Here is a 16,771-nt window from a genome sequence, read left to right as displayed (position 1 = left end):
CATCCGGCGCTGCGCGCCACCTTCTCCCTGAGGGAGAAGGACGGTGAACCTCTCCGCCCCCTTTATTCGTCGCCCGGTGGCGACCCTGCTGCTGAGCCTGGCGATCATGCTGCTCGGCGGCGTCAGCTTCGGCCTGCTGCCGGTGGCGCCGCTGCCACAGATGGATTTCCCAACCATCACCGTACAGGCCAGCCTGCCGGGAGCCAGTCCGCAGATCATGGCCTCGACCGTGGCCACGCCGCTGGAGCGCTCGCTCGGCTCGATTGCCGGGGTCAGCCAGATGAACAGCCGCAGCAGCCAGGGCAATACGCGGATCATGATCCAGTTCGATCTGGACAAGGACATCAACACCGCCGCACGCGAGGTCCAGGCGGCGATCAATGCGGCGCGCGAACTGCTGCCCAGTGGCATGCGCACCATGCCCAGCTACCGCAAGATCAATCCGTCGCAGGCACCGATCATGGTGCTGGCGTTGACCAGTGCCACGCTGAACAAGGGCCAACTGTACGACGTGGCCTCGACCATCCTGGCGCAGAAACTGTCCCAGGTTGGCGGTGTGGGCGAGGTGCAGGTCGGTGGCAGTTCGCTGCCGGCGGTCCGGGTTTCCCTGGAGCCGCGTCTGCTCGATCACTATGGCATCGCGCTGGACGAAGTGCGCCAGACCATCGCGACCAGCAACGTCCTGCGCCCCAAGGGCGCGGTCGAGGATGCACAGCGCCGCTGGCAGGTGCAGGCCAACGATCAGTTGGCCAGGGCCGCCGATTACCTGCCGATGATCATCCGCTACCAGGACGGCGCCGCTGTACGCCTGGGCGACGTGGCCACGGTGACCGATGGCGTCGAGGACCGCTATAACAGCGGCTTCTACAATGACAAGGAAGCGGTGCTGCTGGTGATCAACCGGCAGAGCGGGGCGAATATCCTGCAGACCATCAGCGATATCCGTGCCGAGCTGCCGGCGCTGCGCGAGGTGATTCCCGCCAGCGTCGAGCTGGAGGTGGCGATGGATCGCTCGCCGGTGATCCGCGCCACCCTGCACGAGGCCGAACAGACCCTGCTGATCGCCGTGGGCCTGGTGATCCTGGTGGTGTTGGCGTTTCTCGGGCGCTGGCGCGCAGCGCTGATTCCGGCGCTGGCAGTGCCGGTTTCGCTGATCGGCAGTTTCGCCGCCATGTACCTGCTGGGTTTCTCGCTGAACAACCTGTCGCTGATGGCGCTCATCATCGCCACCGGGCTGGTGGTGGACGATGCCATCGTCGTGCTGGAGAACATCGCCCGGCACATCCACAACGGCGAGAAGCCGATGGCAGCGGCCTTCAAAGGCACGCGCGAGGTGGGGTTCACCCTGCTGTCGATGAACCTGTCGCTGGTGGCGGTGTTCATTTCCATCCTGTTCATGGGCGGTATCGTCGAACGGCTGTTTCGCGAGTTCTCCATCACCCTGGCAGTGGCGGTGGTGATTTCCCTGCTGGTGTCGTTGACCCTGACGCCGATGCTGTGCGCGCGCTGGCTCAGGGCCGAGGATGAACAGCCACGCGGACGTCTGCAGCAATGGGGCGACCGCCTGCAGGCACGGGTTCTGGCCGTCTACGGGCGTTCGCTGGACTGGGCGCTGCGCCATTCGTTGCTGATGGTGATCAGCCTGCTGGCCACCATCGCCCTGAACGTCTACCTGTTCGTCAGCATCCCCAAGACCTTCATGCCGCAGCAGGACACCGGCCAACTGATCGGTTTTATCCGTGGCGATGACGGTCTGTCGTTCCAGGTGATGCAGCCGAAGATGGAGATCTTCCGCAATGCCGTTCTGGCCGACCCGGCGGTGGAAAGCGTCGCGGGCTTTATCGGTGGCTCGGGGGGGATCAACAACGCCTTCATGATCGTGCGGTTAAAGCCGGTGGAGGCGCGTGGCGTGTCATCGCAGCAGGTCATCAATCGCCTGCGCGCCACTGTGCCGAAGGTGCCCGGTGGGCGCATGTTCCTGATGCCGGATCAGGATCTGCAGATCGGTGGGCGCGAGGGGCGCAGCTCGGAGAACGAATACATGCTGCTGTCAGGTGATCTCGACCTCCTGCGGACGTGGCTGCCGAAGGTGCGTGATGCGCTGCGCGCGTTGCCCGAGCTGACCGATATCGACGCCAACGAGAACGAGGGCGCCCAGCAGATTCGTCTGGTCGTCGACCGCGAGGCCGCGCAGCGTCTGGGCGTGGATATGAGCATGATCACCGCCGTGCTCAACAACGCCTTCAGTCAGCGCCAGGTTTCCACCATCTACCAGGCGCTGAACCAGTACAGCGTGGTGATGGAGATCAACCCGCGCTACGCCCAGCATCCCGAGGCGCTGGACCAGATTCAGCTGATCACCGCTGATGGCGCACGGGTGCCACTGTCCACCTTCGCCCGCTGGGAGCGCAGCCTCGAAGAGGACCGAGTCAACCACCAGGGCCAGTTCGCCGCCGAGAACATCGGCTTCTCCCTGGCCGAGGGCGTTAGCCTCGATCAGGCCAGCCGCGCCATCGAAGCCGCCGTGGCGCGGGTCGGCCTGCCCACCGAAGTGCAGGGCATGCTGGGGGGCACTGGCGCGGCGTTCCAGCAGACTCAGGGCAATCAACCGTTGATGATCCTGCTGGCGCTGGTGGTGGTGTACATCGTGCTGGGCGTGCTCTACGAGAGTTACGTGCATCCGCTGACCATCCTCTCGACCCTGCCATCTGCCGGGGTTGGCGCCTTGCTCGCGCTGCAACTGGTCGGCATGGAGTTCAGTCTGATTTCGCTGCTGGGGCTGTTCCTGCTGATCGGTATCGTCAAGAAGAACGCCATTCTGATGGTCGATCTGGCCCTGCAACTGGAGCGGGGCGAACGCCTCAGTCCGCAGGCGTCCATTCGTCAGGCCTGTCTGCTGCGTTTCCGGCCGATCATGATGACCACCCTGGCTGCGATTCTTGGCGCCTTGCCGCTGGTGCTGGGCAGTGCCGAGGGTTCTGAAATGCGCCAGCCGCTGGGTATCACCATCGTCGGTGGCCTGGTGTTGAGCCAGATGCTGACCCTCTATACCACTCCGGTGGTCTACCTCTACTTCGACCGCCTGCGCCATCGCGTCAACCGCTGGCGCGGCGTGCGCACCGATGCTTCGTTGGAAAATCCGCTATGAACCGAGTTCCTTTCGCCCGAACCCTCGTCTCCTTGCTGCTGGCCGGCGTGCTGGGTGGCTGCGCCCTGGGCCCTGATTACCAGCGCCCCGAACTGGCGGCGCCTGCGCAGTTCAAGCAGGTAGAAGGCTGGAAGGCGGCGGCCCCGGCAGACGCCCTGGAACGTGGCAACTGGTGGGCTCTGTATGGCGATGCCGAGCTCGATGCGCTCGTCGAGCGCCTGCAACTGTCCAACCAGAACCTGGCGGCAGCCGAGGCCCAGTATCGCCAGGCGCGCGCACTGGTGCGCGGTGCGCGGGCCAGCTTCTACCCAACGCTGTCCGGTAGCGCCGGGGTGACCCGAGCCGGGCAGGGCGGCGGTGACAGCACCCTCCGTACCGCCGATGGCGTCACCGTCAGCGGTTCTGGAGCATCGAGCATTTCCAAGAGCTATGACCTCGGCCTCAATGCAGCCTGGGAGCTGGATATCTGGGGCAAGCTGCGACGCGGCCTGGAGGCCAGCCGCGCCGAATTCGAGGCCAGCGCCGCCGACCTTGCCGCTGCGCGGCTGAGTTTGCAGAGCGAGTTGGTGCAGAACTACCTGCAACTGCGCATTCTCGATGAGCAGAAGCGTTTGCTCGATGCGACAGTGGCCGCCTACGCGCGCTCGCTGCGCCTGACCGAGAACCAGTATCGGGCCGGTATCGTGCCCAAGTCCGACGTGACTCAGGCCACCACCCAGCTCAAGAGCACACAGGCCCAAGCCATCGATCTCGATTGGCAGCGCGCGCAGCTCGAACATGCCATTGCCGTGCTGGTCGGCGTGAGCCCGGCCGAGCTGTCCATCGCACCGCGCCAAAGCCTGCCTGCACTGCCCGAGGTGCCCGTGGCGCTGCCGTCGCAGTTGCTCGAGCGCCGCCCTGACGTTGCCGCCGCCGAACGCCGGGTGATGGCGGCCAACGCGCAGATCGGCGTGGCGGAGGCGGCCTGGTTCCCGGACCTGAGCATCTCGGCCAGCGGTGGCTATCGTGGCAGCAGTTTTGCCGACTGGATCGAGGTGCCAAACCGCTTCTGGTCGCTCGGCCCGCAACTGGCACTGACGCTGTTCGACGGCGGCGCGCGGCGAGCGGAGCTCGAGCGCAGCGAAGCCGTCTATGACCAGACCGTGGCGCAATACCGCCAGGCCGTGCTGGACAGCTTCCGTGAAGTGGAGGATTACCTGGTGCAGTTGCGCGTGCTGGAGCAGGAGAGCGGGGTGCAGCAGGAGGCGCTGGATGCGGCGCGCGAGTCGCTGCGACTGATCGAGAACCAGTACCGTGCCGGTACCGTCGACTACAACAGCGTGGTTACCGTACAGGCCACCGCGCTGAACAACGAACGTACCAATCTCACGCTATTGGGTAGTCGACTGACGGCCAGTGTGCAGTTGATCGCTGCTCTGGGGGGCGGCTGGCAGGTGGAACGGCTACACCAGCAGGCTGAACAGTAAGTAACGCAAGCAATCAGCCGGCATGGCGGTTCTCCGCCATGCCGGCTGAGGGTCATTCGCGATGCTTGCGATTGACCGTCTGCGCGGCCTTGATCACGTCACTGCCAATCTGCCCTTCGAACTGTTGCCATACCGGACGCATCGCATCGCGCCAGGCCTGGCGCTGCTCAGCCGTCAGGTTGATGACCTCGCTGCGGCCAGAATCCACGATGCGCTGGCGATCGGCCTGGTTGGCGGCTTCGGCCTGTTTGTTCACCGCGTAGGTGACATCATCGATGATGGCTTCCAGTTCCATCCGGATCTGATGCGGGATGCCGTACCAGAAGCGCGAGTTGCTCACCAGCATGTAGTCCAGCACGCCATGGTTGGTTTCGCTGATGAAGGGCTGCACTTCATGCAGCTTCTGGCTGTAGATGTTCGACCAGGGGTTTTCCGCGCCCTGCACCTGGCCGCTCTGCAGTGCTTTGAACACTTCAGAGAAGGGCAGTTTCTGACTTTTTGCGCCGACCTGGGCGAATTGTGCCTCCAGGACCGCCGACGGCTGAATGCGGAAGCTCAGACCATTGGCATCTCCGGGCATGTTCAGCGCGCGAGTGGCGGAAAGCTGCTTCATGCCGTTGTGCCAGTAGGCCAGGCCAACGATGTTGTGGTTTTCCATCGAGCGCAGCAACTGGCGGCCCTTGGCGCGTTTCTGGAAGCGGTTGACTGCATCCAGGTCATCGAACAGGAACGGCAGGTCGAACACCTGCAGTTGCTTGGTGTACTGCTCGAACTTCGCCAGAGATGGTGCCAGCAACTGAACATCGTTGTTGCGCAGCGCTTCCAGCTCATTGGCGTCGCCGTAGAGGCTGGAGTTCGGGTAGACCTCGACCCTCACCTTGCCGGCCAGGCGTTCCTCGACCAGTTGCTTGAACAGCAGTGCGCCCTGGCCCTTGGGAGTGGCATCGGCCACGACGTGGGAGAACTTGATCAGGATAGGTTCATCGGCCAGCGCGGCAGTACAGCTGAGAGAGGCGAACGCCATGGCGCAGACGGCCACGGCACGAACGGTATTGAACATACTGCTTCCTTTTCTTCTTATCGAATTGCGAAGCCTTTTCGGCCACGTCGTGTTGGTCACTTTGGCGGTCGCTCAGGCGCTGCTAGCTATCGTGGCTCGAGCGAAGTTGGCGGCTTAGCATGGCAAGGCTTATGCCAGTGTGGCGAAATTCCGCCAACCTGCCTGGCGTGTGAAAAAGGCTGTGACGTGTCGCACATTGGGTGGCGGATATCCGCCATGTGCGGGTCTGGGAAAAGCGGAAACTTGCCGGTTTGAGCGAAGTCCTCATTGATTCGGCCTGCTTGTTATCCTGGCCGCTGCGATTGATATCGAGGAGCGATGCGATGAGTTGGTCCGCCCAGCAGTATTCCCTGTTCGAACGCCAGCGTACCCGCCCTGTGCATGATCTGCTGGCGGCGGTGCCGCGTGATGGCGTCGAGCTGGCCATCGACCTGGGCTGCGGCCCCGGTAATTCAACTGCCGTGTTGCAGGCTCATGCGCCACAAGCGCGGGTGATCGGTATCGACAGCAGTGAAGACATGCTGCGCGCAGCGCGTGAGCGGCTGCCGCAGCTGACCTTCCAGTTGGCGGATATCCGGCACTGGCGGGCCGACAGCGCACCGCAGCTGATCCTGGCCAATGCCTCGCTGCAATGGTTACCTGATCACGCGCAACTCTATCCGAGGTTGCTGGCGCAGCTCGCCCCCGGTGGCTGGCTGGCGATCCAGACGCCAGACAACCTGCAGGAACCGGCACACCGCCTGGCCCGCGAGGTGGCCGCCGATGGGCACTGGGCTGCGCAAATCGGCCAGGTGCGCCATGCCGAGCGGCACAGCGCGCAGGCCTATTACGACATCCTTGGTGCTCAGGCCAGCGAACTGGATATCTGGCGCACCACCTACTTCCATGTGCTGGACAATGCGGCGGCAGTGGTGGAGTGGTTCAAGTCAACGGCGTTGCTGCCGTTCCTGCAGCCGCTGGATGCCGAGCAGCAGGCCGCTTTCCTCGAGCGCTATCAGGCAGCGATCAGCGACGCCTATCCGGCGCAGGCCGATGGCCGGGTGTTGTTGCCGTTTCCGCGTCTGTTTCTGGTGGCCCGGCGCTAGCCCGGATGCCATAAGGGCGGCTCTGTCGCGGCCGAAGCCTCCCACGGCATTCATGATCACGCATGGGAGGGCGTTGGCCGCGACCCTTGAGAACACAAGCCCCGCAGTCAGCGGGGCTTTTCGTTGACATGCGCGGCCTGTATTTCTCTGTTTATTTCCGTCCTGACATTTGGCAAAGCCACGCGCTGCGCGGAGCTTGCCTCTGAGGACGTCCTCTGGCGTGCCGGTGTAGCGATGAAATACACGGGCTATTCAAGCGGGGGCGTGCCACCTGCCGGCGATACCCGTCACGCCGCACACCGCTCACCCGGTCTGTCAGGCCATGCCTGGTTCCGAGTCGCTTCTGGCGATACCGCGGCAAGATCGAGCTTTAAGAAAAGTCTTATAGATCGCCGGGTTTTTATCACCTAAAAAGCGTCGCTGGGCCGGCGTTCAGGTCATTGCGCGCATCGACTATCACCCATCGCAGCGCGGACGACGGCATCGCCCTGGCATTCAGCGAAGAGCCCCTGGCTCTCGAACGCGCGGAGGTCTGACCCATGCTCAGCGAGATACGCCCCTTCTTCGACCACAGCCGGCATAGGCTCACGGTGGCTGACCAGAATGCCCCGTTGGACGTGCTCGCGTTTTCCGGCACCGAGGCGCTCAGCGAGACCTTCTGCTATGCCATCGAGGTGACCAGCCCGAGTCTCGACATCGCCGCCGACACCCTGCTCGGCAAGGATGCCAGCTTCAGTTTGCACGCAGCGCCGCCAGCGCTGACCATTCGCGGCTACACACCGCCACCGCTCGCGCCGCTGCGCACCTTGCACGGGGTCATCACAGGATTCCGGCGTCTCTCAGCCTCCAGGGATGAAGCCCGTTACGAGCTCAGGCTGGAGCCGCGCCTGTCGCTGCTGGACAAGACCTGCCAGTACCGCATCTACCAGAACCAGAGCGTGCCCGAGGTGGTGGAAACCATCCTGCGGCGACATGGCTGGCGCGGGCAGGATTTTCTCATCGACCTCGGCAGAACCTACAAACAGCATGACCAACTGCTGCAGTACGGCGAGTCGGACCTGGCCTACATCAAGAGGCTCTGTGCGGAGCGCGGCATCTGGTTCAGCTTCAGCATGGACGCGCGCTTGAAAATCGACGTGGTCGAGTTCAAGGACTCGCCCATGCACTACCAACGCGATATCAGCCTGCCGCTGCGGCCCCTGAGCGGGCTGGAGGCTACCGGCCAGGATGCCGTCTGGGACCTGCAAGCCAGTCACCAGGTCATCCAGCAAGTGGTCAGCACCCGCGCCTACTACTCGCGCGATGCCGGCGCCAACCTTGACGGCCAGGCCGACCTGACGCGTGGCGCCGCCACCACCTACGGCGAGGCCTACCATTACGCCGACGAGCACTACCAGCGCCTCGGCGATCCCCATGCCCGTGGCGATGAAGAAGACCACGCCGAAAGCGGCGTCTTCTACGCGCAACTGGCCCACGAACGCTACCTGAATGACCAGCTCCGCCTGAGCGGCGCCAGCAGCGACGCCGCCCTGGCCCCCGGCTGGGTGCTCAAGGTGACAGGCGGCGCACCGGCAGCGTTCAGGCAAGGCGCGCTGATCGTCCGCACCCACTGCACGGCTGCCCGCGATCGCAGCTTCGACGTCCGCTTCGAAGCCATCCCCGACGGCAACATCGCCTTCCGCCCGCCAGTGCCGAGCAAGCCTCGCATCGCCGGCACCGTGCCCGCGCGCATCACCAGCCCGCAGCGCAACGACCCCTACAGCCATATCGATGGCGAAGGGCGCTACCGCGTCAACTTCCTGTTCGACCGGGATACCTGGCCAGCCGGCCGCGAAAGCATGTGGTTGCGCCTGGCGCGGCCCTATGCCGGCGACACCTACGGCTTGCACATGCCCTTGCTGGCCGGCACCGAAGTGGCGGTGGCCTTCGAGCAGGGCGACCCCGACCGCCCGTTCATCGCCCACGCCCTGCACACCAACCTCGAACCTGACCACGTCACCATCCACAACCACAAGCGCAACGTACTGAGAACGCCCACCAACAACAAAATTCGCCTGGACGACACTCGCGGCCAGGAACACATCAAGGTCAGCACCGAGTATTCCGGCAAGAGCCAGCTCAACCTGGGGCATCTGGTGGATGCCAAGAAGCACAAGCGCGGCGAAGGCTTCGAGCTGCGCACCGATGATTGGGGTTCATTGCGTGCTGGCAAAGGGGTGTTCATCAGTGCCGACCAGCAAGCCAAGGCCCAGGGCCAGGTGCTGGACATGAAGCCCGCCGTCACACTGATGGAAAACGCTGCCGACCAGCTCAAACAGTGGCAAGACATTGCCCAGGCCCACCATAGCCGGGAGTCCAACAGCGAAGGGCTGCACGACCTGCTACAGCAGAGCAAGAACCTGCAAGGCCCTGCCGTAGTGCTCAGCGCCCCCAAGGGTGTCGCTGCCGTCACCCCGGCCAGCCTGTTGCTGGGCAGCAACCAATCCATGTACCTGCACAGCCAGGACGAACTCAACCTCACCGCCGCCCAGCGCCTGGCCCTGCAGTCCAACCAGGCCATGTCCTTGCTCGCCCAGCGCGAAGGCATGCGCCTGGTGTCCGGCAAGGGGCCGCTGGAGATCGAGTCCCACGGCGACATCCTCAATGTCATCGCCCAGCAGGACATTACCGTGCAGTCCGTGCAGGGCCACCTGCAATTGACTGCCAAGAACGGCATCACCCTGGCCTGTGGCGGCGGCTACATCCGCATCACCCCCAGCGGCGCCATCGACATACACACGCCCGGCAGGCTCAACCTGAAAGGCCAGCACGTCTGGGAGAAACCCGCCAGCCAGCAATTCCCGCTGCCCGAGTTGCCTCAGTCCGTCTGCAAGGAATGCCTGCAAGCGGCGCGCAAAGAAGCGGAAGGAGTCGTACTCAGTGGACAGTGAGAACCCACACGTTGCCCCAACGCAGCCTACGTCATGGCTGGAGCAGATCGAACACACCACCTCTGAAGTCGGCTTGCACCATGTGGACCTGCTGCTGGACCAGACCGGCTGGCCTGCGTCGGCCATCCCCACGCTGCAGCGTATCCATCCCGCGATGCCCTGGTTCTGCCTGTTCAGCGGCACTCCGGAAGAACCGTTGATGGAACAGGGGCCGCTGCTGATGCGCCTGGACTTGCAGCAGTGGCAGCACAAGGCCTGGCTGGAAGACCTGATCAAGAATACGGGCAAGGATTCGCGTCTACTGCTGCTGGTCTCCCCGCAGCCCTTTGAAGACCTGAGCCTCGCCCTGCAAGGCCTGTCGCGGATGCAGGTAGGCGGGCAGCCTGGATTACTGCGCTATTTCGACCCTCGCATATTTCCCTTGATGCTTCGCGACATCCTCGACGATCAGCAGCGTGACGCCTTCCTGCAAGTGACCAGCTTCTGGAGCTGGCTGGACCGCGACGCGCAGCCGCAATGGCTGCCGGGCACCTGCATCGCCGATGCGCCGCCGCCCAACGTGCCGGCACCGCTGGCGCTGACCGATGCGCAGTACGAGCTCTTTGGCTGCATCAGCAATGCGCAAAAGTTGCTGGCACAGCCGGGCCTACTTGCCCACGGCCTGAGCAACGAACAGCAATTCAACCAGTTGTACGCCTATGCCTGTCAGGCGAGCGCGGAAGGCTATTGCGGAGAACTTATTCCGTACGTGACACAAAACATTATCCAAAACTCAGGTGGGCCCAATAACAACACGACAGCTGTGAGAGGGCGACTTGATGAAGCGACATATCAGTAAGCTCATCGCAGCGCACTGGTTATTTGGAATCCTTTGTGTGGCCTTGGCGGGCTGTTCCACGGCGGACAACGAAATGGCGGCAGGCAATTTGACTTCCGTCAATCATGTAGACGGAACGGCCATCAATTGGTTGTCGGTCAATGGCTATCGAACGGCCGGTGGCGGTGGTCGTGCCTGTTGCATCGTTATGCCGGTCAAGTGGCGTCCAGGCTTGATCGCGAATATTGAATGGGAAGTTGATCCTGATCCATATGCTTATTCTAAGTGGCCGCCATTGGGGACTGATGGGTATAGGGCAGCACAGGTCAAGCATAAAGCCAACTATCAGCACTATAAAACTACGGTAGAAATTCCGGAATATCAGGAAAAGGTCTGTGGTTTGACCGTGCATTTTCTGACCTGCCAGCAGGTAAAAGTGACGACTTCTTGCTGGATGGGTAATGCCCCGGAGTATCCGATTAAGGACTCGCGCCATATGAAGGAGCCGGCCGTATGTACGAAGTAGCCGATAAGGAAAACAAGGCCAAGGTACTGGTTCCACCAGCGTTTCCGAAGGAAGGACGGTTACCGGGGACACCTCGGGTAGTGGGGGAAAACTACAGCTTACAGACACGCGAGTCCGACAGGTACAAGCGGGCAAAGGACAAAAATGGCCTGAGCCAGCATGGCAAGTGTTGCCAGGCGGTGCATATCAGCCTGTTCTTCGATGGCACCAACAATAACGAGCCCAATGATACGAAGCCGGACAATCCCCACCCCACCAATATCGCTCGGCTGTATCACGCCTCGTTTCGAGTCAGGTGACTGATGAAAGTCGGTTGGTTTTCATCAGTCACTTGTAAGTAATCACAAGAGGGATATGAAGATGAGTGCAGGAATAAGGCGGATGTTCGTTTGGCATTGGTGCTTCGGGTTGTTGGGTTTGCTACTGGCGGGTTGCTCCACGGCGGACAACGAAATGGCAGCGGGCAGTGTTCGTGCGGTTAACCATGTGGATGGCACAGCCATTAACTGGTTCAAGGTGAACGGTTATCGTGCGCATGGGGGCGGCGGGGATCAATGCTGTATCGGTCTGCCGTTCAAGTGGCGCCCAGGCTTGGTCGTGAATATTGAATGGGAAGTTGATCCTGATCCATTTGCGAAGTCTCCTCCTTTAGGGACGGATGAATTTCGGACGTTTATGGATAAGCATGAGCTAAATTATCGACGCTACAGCACTCAGGTAGAGATTCCGGAATATCAGGAAAAGGTCTGTGGTTTGACCGTACATTTTCTGGCCTGCCAGCAGGTAAAAATTTCAACTTCTTGTTATGGAACCTCTTCTCCGCAGTATCCGATCAAGGACCCGCGCCATATGAAGGAGCCGGCCGTATGTACGAAGTAGCCGATAAGGAAAGCAAGGCCAAGGTACTGGCGCCACCAGCGTTTCCAAAAGAGGGTCGCCTGCCGGGTACACTTCGTGCGGTGGGAGAGAACTATGCTTTGCAGACACGCGAGTCCAACAGGTACAAGCGGGCAAAGGACAAAAATGGCCGGAGCCAGCATGGCAAATGCTGCCAGGCGATACATATCAGCCTGTTTTTTGATGGCACCAACAATAACGAACACAACGATACAATAAAACTTCACCCCAGTAATATTGCGCGCTTATTCCATGCTTCGATTCAGGGGGATACGGCGAGAGACTTTGGTTATTTTTCCTATTACATGCCCGGGGTCGGCACGCCTTTCCCGGAAGTGGGCGAGATGGACTATAGCGGGCAGGGTCTGCGTTATGCTTCGGGGGGAGAAGACCGTATCAATTGGGCGCTGGTGCAGGTGGCCAGTGCGCTGAGTTTTGCCGTGGCCAAGGAAAGTATCGATATCCGCGCTTCCAAGGGCTATGTCGAGGAGATGGGCACCTGGCGGCTCCCCCTGATGATCGGCCTGGGTGCCGGCAAGCGCCGGCGGGTGATGGGCCGCTTGCTGAAGCCGCTGGAACTCAAGATGAAGACGGCACCGCCCACGCCGAGGCCACTCAAGGTCAAGCTGTACGTATACGGCTTTTCTCGCGGGGCGGCGGAGGCGCGCACCTTCGTCAACTGGCTGGCGGAGCTGTTCGAGACGCCCGAGGGCGCGGACAAGCCACTGCCGCAACTGGCCGGGCTGGAGGTCAGCGTGGAGTTTCTCGGCCTGCTGGATACCGTGGCTTCGGTGGGCATTGCCCATGCTGCGCCATTCTTCGCTGGCCATATGGACTGGGCGGACGATAGCCAATTGCTGCCCAGCGCGGAAAAGTACCCCGATCTGGTCAAGTGCTGCCGACACTTCGTGGCGGCCCACGAGCAGCGTTCGTGCTTCCCGCTGGATTCGATCCGCAACGAGGAGGGGCTTTACCCGACCATCGCCCAGGAGGTGGTGTACCCCGGCGTGCATTCGGACGTGGGCGGCGGCTACCAGCAGAACGATCAGGGCAAGGCGCGCAATGGCACCCATGAGCTGCTGTCGCAGATCACCCTGCATGACCTGTACGCCGAGGCCTTTGCCGCTGGCGCGCCCTTGCAGGTGCCGGAAGAGGTGCTGCCCGATTTGCTGAAGGATGAGGCAGCTTGGCGAGTGATGGAGCTGAAGACGAAGCGCGAGTTCGACACCAGCCCCCAAACCATCGAACGCTTCAACGCCTGGCGCCTGAAGACTCTCGGCCTGCCCAACGAACCCAACACCGAATCACCCTGGCTGTACAAGGCGGTCGAGGTGAACAAGACGCTGGAGGAGGTACTGGCCGACCAATTGTACTGGATCACCGGCTGGCGCATCGGCCGCTATGCCAATGGCAGTTACGCGAATCAACCTTTCTACAAGGAAGCCACCGAGCACAAGGGCCAAATAGAAGAGATCGCGCGGGGCAAGAACGCTGCGGAGAAGGCGAGAGCCAGGAAGGGTCGCGAAGACAACCCCGAGAGTGCCGAGAATTTTCCCGGGCCGCCGATTTATGAGCCGTGGATCGACAAGACCCAGATCGAGCAGGCCGCAACCGAGTTCCGCACCGACTACCTGGATATCGTCCGCGAGCAAACCAGCTATCTCGGTGTGGTGGTGGACGTGGTGCTGCGTGGCGGCGCCTACCTGATGAACGATGACGACGAGCGCCGGGACTACGGCGAGATTCGGCAGCAGGGCGTGGCATACAGCGAGCTGTTGTTCCGCGACGCCGTCGGCACGCCCAGCGACGATCCGCAGATGGCTTTGCTGGTGGCGCTGTTCGATGACCAGATACACGACTCGCGCGCCTGGTTCATGCATGACGCTCTCGGTAGCCGAGAGCTGTGGGCCGGGTACTTCTTCTACCGGATGATCTACTTCGGCAATGAGAGCAGCCGCCGCCTGACGCCGATGATGATTGCCGGCAAGCTGATTGGCGTGGCCATCGTGGCGGGCACGACCGTGTATGGCGTGCGCCTGCTGCGCGGCAAGCACCGTGGGGCACTGGGCGCGGGGCTGGGTGCGTTGGGGGCGATCGGTGGGGTGCTGGGCGGCCTGGCGGCGGCTGGCGTGGCCTATGAGGTGATCGACCTGGCCACCGGCGCGGTGGTGCCCTTCCTGCCCGGCGCGGACGAGTTGCTCAAGCCGACCTACGACATCGGCACCGTGGTGGCGCAGCAGAAGCGTGAGATGGCGCTGGAGGACTATGCCGAGCGCATGCAGCGGAGCATCGACTTCCTGCGTCAGAGTGGCAGCCTGATCGAACAGGTCAAGGCGGTGGTCGCATGATCCCCTTGGTGCGTGCAGGCGATCCGCTACGGCCGTTCGGCGGCGAGGTGCTGGAGGGGCATTACCTGGCTTTCGGCAAGCCGGTGGCCTGTATGGGCGATGCGGCGCGCTGCAACAAGCACGGGCTGACACGTATTGCCCAGGGCGTACCCGAGACCACGATGGACGGCCGGCCAGTGGCGTTGGATGGCTATCGTTGCGAGTGCGGTTGCACGGTCGTCAGCACGCTGGCCGGCACGGATATGGTGGTGGCGCCGTGATTTATCCGCCGCAGTATCCGGACTACGTGGAACCGGGCAAGCCGCACTGGCGCCGCTGGTGGTTGGCCTTGCTGCTGTTGTGGGGCGGGCAGTCGGCGCTGCTGATGGCGCTGTGGCCAGAGCACCGGCCAAGGTTAGAGCTGTGGCTGTGGAGCGCGGTCCTGCCACTGCTGTGGGCCCTGGCGTTGGCCTTGCGCTATCTGGTTTGGCAGATCGGTCTGGGAAATCGCGAGGCTTACCGTGGCGTCATCGACACCGCGTTGCAACGCTGGTGGCGCGCGCGCAGCCGTGGGTTGCCGGTCGAGCAGGTGCTGCTGTTCGGCCCGGAGGGCGAGCAGCAGTCGTATTACACCCGCTTGATGACAGGGACGGCGCCCCTGCCGTCGCCGCAGGTGCCCAGCCCCGGGGCGCCGACGGTGTTGCGTTGCCCGCTATCGACAAACCTGACGAGCCAGCGTGCTCCCCTGATCGCTCAACACTTGGCGCATATGCTGCTGGCGCAGAGCGGCATGAGGGCGCGTTGGCCGCATCTGCGCGGCCTGGCCTGGCATGGCACGGCGGAGAGTTACCAGGTCTTTGCCTCGGTACTCCGCGCTGCCGGGGTGAGCCTGCCAGAGCAGGCGTTACCGCTGGTCGATCTACCGACTCTGGACCGGTTGATCGATGGCTTCCCTCGATTGTGTCCCGAGGAGGAGCACTGGTTACTGTGCGCCGGGGTTGCCAGCGTGGAACAGGCTGCGGCTAAGCGCCTGGCGGGTGAGGCCGGGTTTGCCTGGCTGGTCAGCCATGCCCCTGTGAGCCAGCTGAAGCGGGGTGAGTATCTACAGGCCGACCAGGGAGAACGCGCCGCCGAGCTTTGCGCGCAGATGCAGCGCTACGCCAATCTGGATGCCGCGCCGGCGGCTTGCCTGGCGATGGATGCAGAGAGCCTGGGGGCATTCGGCGAAGGCGGCTGGCGGGCCAATGAGCACCTGCTCGCTGCATATTGGGGTGTGCTGGATAACGTGGCGCCTTTTATTGGTATGTCCGTGGCACTGCTGCATAGCGCGGGCGCCGGGCAGGCCTGCGGCTGGCTGAGCCGTGATGGTGAGAATCGCTTGGCGATGGGAGTGGCCGTGCCGCATGGCAAAGGAAAATAACCCACAGAAGGCGTCGCATTTACCCAGGGTAGTGGGCTACGCCGCGTTTACCTTCTTGCTGGTGGCCGTAGGTTGCCTGCTGTACGGATTACTCGCTGAACACCAGGGTTGGCCTGTATTGCCGCCGTCGGATTTGGCTATGCGAGGCTTGGTGAGCTGGGCGGGCCTGCTGATGTTTTGCCCGTTCTTCCTCTGGGCATGGAACCGCCTCTCGGTAGACAAGGCATTGAGTGTGACGGGGGCTGCGGATGCGGATGCCGGGGAGCAGGACACTCCCCCACGGCACAAAGTGAATATCGCCGCGCAACTGCTTGACCATTTGCCGAACCAGTATGGTTACTTCTGGAAGCGCAAGGTCCGCCTGCTGCTGGTCGTCGGCGAACCCGAGCAGATCGAGGCGGTAGCGCCGGGGCTGTCCAGGCAGCAGTGGCTGGAAGGACAGGACACCGTGCTGCTGTGCGGCGGCTCGTTGAGCGGGCAGTGGCAAAGCGATGTGGCTGAATTGCTGAAGACGCTGCGCCGCTCGCGGCCGCTGGATGGCATCGTCTGGGCACTGAGCGAGTCGCAGCGCAATGACGTGGCCGTCCTCAGTACTGGCGTGCGTCAGTTGCGCGACTTGGGCCAGGCGCTGCGCTGGCAGGCGCCGTTGTACCTGTGGCAGGTCTGCTCCAGCCAATGGGATCAAGCCAGTCGTGAGGCGCAGCCGGTGGGTTGCCTGTTGCCGACGAAAGTTACCGCCGAGCAGATCGAGGCGTCGTTGCGCGAACTGGTGGTGCCGCTGCGCGGACGCGGGATAGGCCAACTCACCGAGCACGCTCACCATGACTTCCTGCTGCGCCTGTCTCGTGATCTTGAGCACAGCGGCATTAGCCAGTGGCGTCAGGCGCTAGCCCCTTTTCTGGCTCAGTTCAAGCGGTCGTTGCCGCTGCGCGGCCTGCTGTTTAGCCCGACACTTTCCGGCATCGCCACCGGTACACCGAATGCTTGGTGGCCGGAGGCGAGCTGGGGTGCAGTCCTGAATGACCGACAGACCCGTGGCCGGCGCTTCGCCTGGTCCTGGACGCATGGCGCCTATGTCGGCGCGCTCTGTCTCGC

At 62.8% G+C, this 16,771-nt stretch carries 12 protein-coding genes and 1 pseudogene; 12 read left to right on the top strand and 1 reads right to left on the bottom strand.

Annotated elements, in window-relative coordinates; all coding sequences use genetic code 11:
* The first annotated feature begins 43 nt into the window (after positions 1 to 43).
* Entirely contained in the window at positions 44 to 3,148 is a 3,105-nt protein-coding gene (locus H3221_RS20640) for an efflux RND transporter permease subunit (RefSeq protein WP_196476000.1), read from the top strand.
* On the top strand, positions 3,145 to 4,614 hold the full coding sequence (locus H3221_RS20635) for an efflux transporter outer membrane subunit (RefSeq protein WP_196475999.1): 1,470 nt from the start codon (positions 3,145 to 3,147) through the stop codon (positions 4,612 to 4,614). The genes H3221_RS20640 and H3221_RS20635 overlap by 4 nt, the downstream gene beginning before the upstream one ends.
* Before the next feature lie 52 nt (positions 4,615 to 4,666).
* On the opposite strand, the gene H3221_RS20630 is transcribed toward H3221_RS20635, so the two are convergent.
* On the bottom strand, positions 4,667 to 5,674 hold the full coding sequence (locus tag H3221_RS20630; RefSeq protein WP_196475998.1) for a TRAP transporter substrate-binding protein: 1,008 nt from the start codon (positions 5,672 to 5,674) through the stop codon (positions 4,667 to 4,669).
* A gap of 323 nt (positions 5,675 to 5,997) precedes the next feature.
* On the opposite strand from H3221_RS20630, the gene tam reads away from it, so the two are divergent.
* The 10 genes and pseudogenes from tam to H3221_RS20580 all read left to right on the top strand — a co-directional run.
* Positions 5,998 to 6,759, top strand: coding sequence for a trans-aconitate 2-methyltransferase (tam, locus tag H3221_RS20625; RefSeq protein WP_196475997.1), 762 nt, complete (start codon positions 5,998 to 6,000; stop codon positions 6,757 to 6,759).
* Between the two features lie 539 nt (positions 6,760 to 7,298).
* Positions 7,299 to 9,689, top strand: coding sequence for a type VI secretion system Vgr family protein (locus tag H3221_RS20620; RefSeq protein WP_224490713.1), 2,391 nt, complete (start codon positions 7,299 to 7,301; stop codon positions 9,687 to 9,689).
* Positions 9,679 to 10,527 carry a DUF4123 domain-containing protein gene (locus H3221_RS20615; protein ID WP_196477200.1) on the top strand — a complete coding sequence of 283 codons (849 nt, stop codon included), beginning with the start codon at positions 9,679 to 9,681 and terminating at the stop codon, positions 10,525 to 10,527. The genes H3221_RS20620 and H3221_RS20615 overlap by 11 nt, the downstream gene beginning before the upstream one ends.
* Positions 10,508 to 11,032 (top strand): DUF3304 domain-containing protein, encoded by a 525-nt coding sequence (locus H3221_RS20610; RefSeq protein WP_196477201.1) that lies wholly within the window; start codon positions 10,508 to 10,510, stop codon positions 11,030 to 11,032. Before H3221_RS20615 ends, H3221_RS20610 begins: the two co-directional genes overlap by 20 nt.
* Positions 11,020 to 11,331 carry a hypothetical protein gene (locus tag H3221_RS20605; protein ID WP_196477202.1) on the top strand — a complete coding sequence of 104 codons (312 nt, stop codon included), beginning with the start codon at positions 11,020 to 11,022 and terminating at the stop codon, positions 11,329 to 11,331. Before H3221_RS20610 ends, H3221_RS20605 begins: the two co-directional genes overlap by 13 nt.
* An 82-nt stretch (positions 11,332 to 11,413) precedes the next feature.
* Positions 11,414 to 11,911 (top strand): DUF3304 domain-containing protein, encoded by a 498-nt coding sequence (locus H3221_RS20600; protein WP_196477203.1) that lies wholly within the window; start codon positions 11,414 to 11,416, stop codon positions 11,909 to 11,911.
* Positions 11,899 to 14,277, top strand: a complete 2,379-nt coding sequence (locus tag H3221_RS20595) for a T6SS phospholipase effector Tle1-like catalytic domain-containing protein (RefSeq protein ID WP_196477204.1) — start codon at positions 11,899 to 11,901, stop codon at positions 14,275 to 14,277. Before H3221_RS20600 ends, H3221_RS20595 begins: the two co-directional genes overlap by 13 nt.
* Positions 14,274 to 14,537: a PAAR domain-containing protein gene (locus H3221_RS20590; RefSeq protein WP_192985342.1), complete on the top strand. Its 264-nt coding sequence runs from the start codon at positions 14,274 to 14,276 to the stop codon at positions 14,535 to 14,537. The genes H3221_RS20595 and H3221_RS20590 overlap by 4 nt, the downstream gene beginning before the upstream one ends.
* Entirely contained in the window at positions 14,534 to 15,676 is a 1,143-nt protein-coding gene (locus H3221_RS20585) for a hypothetical protein (protein ID WP_224490711.1), read from the top strand. The genes H3221_RS20590 and H3221_RS20585 overlap by 4 nt, the downstream gene beginning before the upstream one ends.
* A 139-nt stretch (positions 15,677 to 15,815) precedes the next feature.
* Positions 15,816 to 16,771: pseudogene (locus H3221_RS20580) on the top strand (ImcF-related family protein); the annotation flags it as partial.

The organism is Pseudomonas chaetocerotis (genome assembly GCF_015712105.2).
Taxonomy (GTDB): Bacteria; Pseudomonadota; Gammaproteobacteria; order Pseudomonadales; family Pseudomonadaceae; genus Aquipseudomonas; species Aquipseudomonas chaetocerotis.
This window is presented reverse-complemented; position numbering and strand designations above follow the sequence as displayed.

What these genes read in the sequence shown, in the direction of transcription:
- H3221_RS20595 (WP_196477204.1), top strand. Translation starts at nt 11,899, where the DNA reads ATGTACGAAGTAGCCGATAAGGAAAGCAAGGCCAAGGTACTGGCGCCA.
- H3221_RS20605 (WP_196477202.1), top strand. Translation starts at nt 11,020, where the DNA reads ATGTACGAAGTAGCCGATAAGGAAAACAAGGCCAAGGTACTGGTTCCA.
- H3221_RS20610 (WP_196477201.1), top strand. Translation starts at nt 10,508, where the DNA reads ATGAAGCGACATATCAGTAAGCTCATCGCAGCGCACTGGTTATTTGGA.
- H3221_RS20600 (WP_196477203.1), top strand. Translation starts at nt 11,414, where the DNA reads ATGTTCGTTTGGCATTGGTGCTTCGGGTTGTTGGGTTTGCTACTGGCG.
- H3221_RS20635 (WP_196475999.1), top strand. Translation starts at nt 3,145, where the DNA reads ATGAACCGAGTTCCTTTCGCCCGAACCCTCGTCTCCTTGCTGCTGGCC.
- H3221_RS20590 (WP_192985342.1), top strand. Translation starts at nt 14,274, where the DNA reads ATGATCCCCTTGGTGCGTGCAGGCGATCCGCTACGGCCGTTCGGCGGC.
- H3221_RS20630 (WP_196475998.1), bottom strand. Translation starts at nt 5,674, where the DNA reads ATGTTCAATACCGTTCGTGCCGTGGCCGTCTGCGCCATGGCGTTCGCC.
- H3221_RS20620 (WP_224490713.1), top strand. Translation starts at nt 7,299, where the DNA reads ATGCTCAGCGAGATACGCCCCTTCTTCGACCACAGCCGGCATAGGCTC.
- tam (WP_196475997.1), top strand. Translation starts at nt 5,998, where the DNA reads ATGAGTTGGTCCGCCCAGCAGTATTCCCTGTTCGAACGCCAGCGTACC.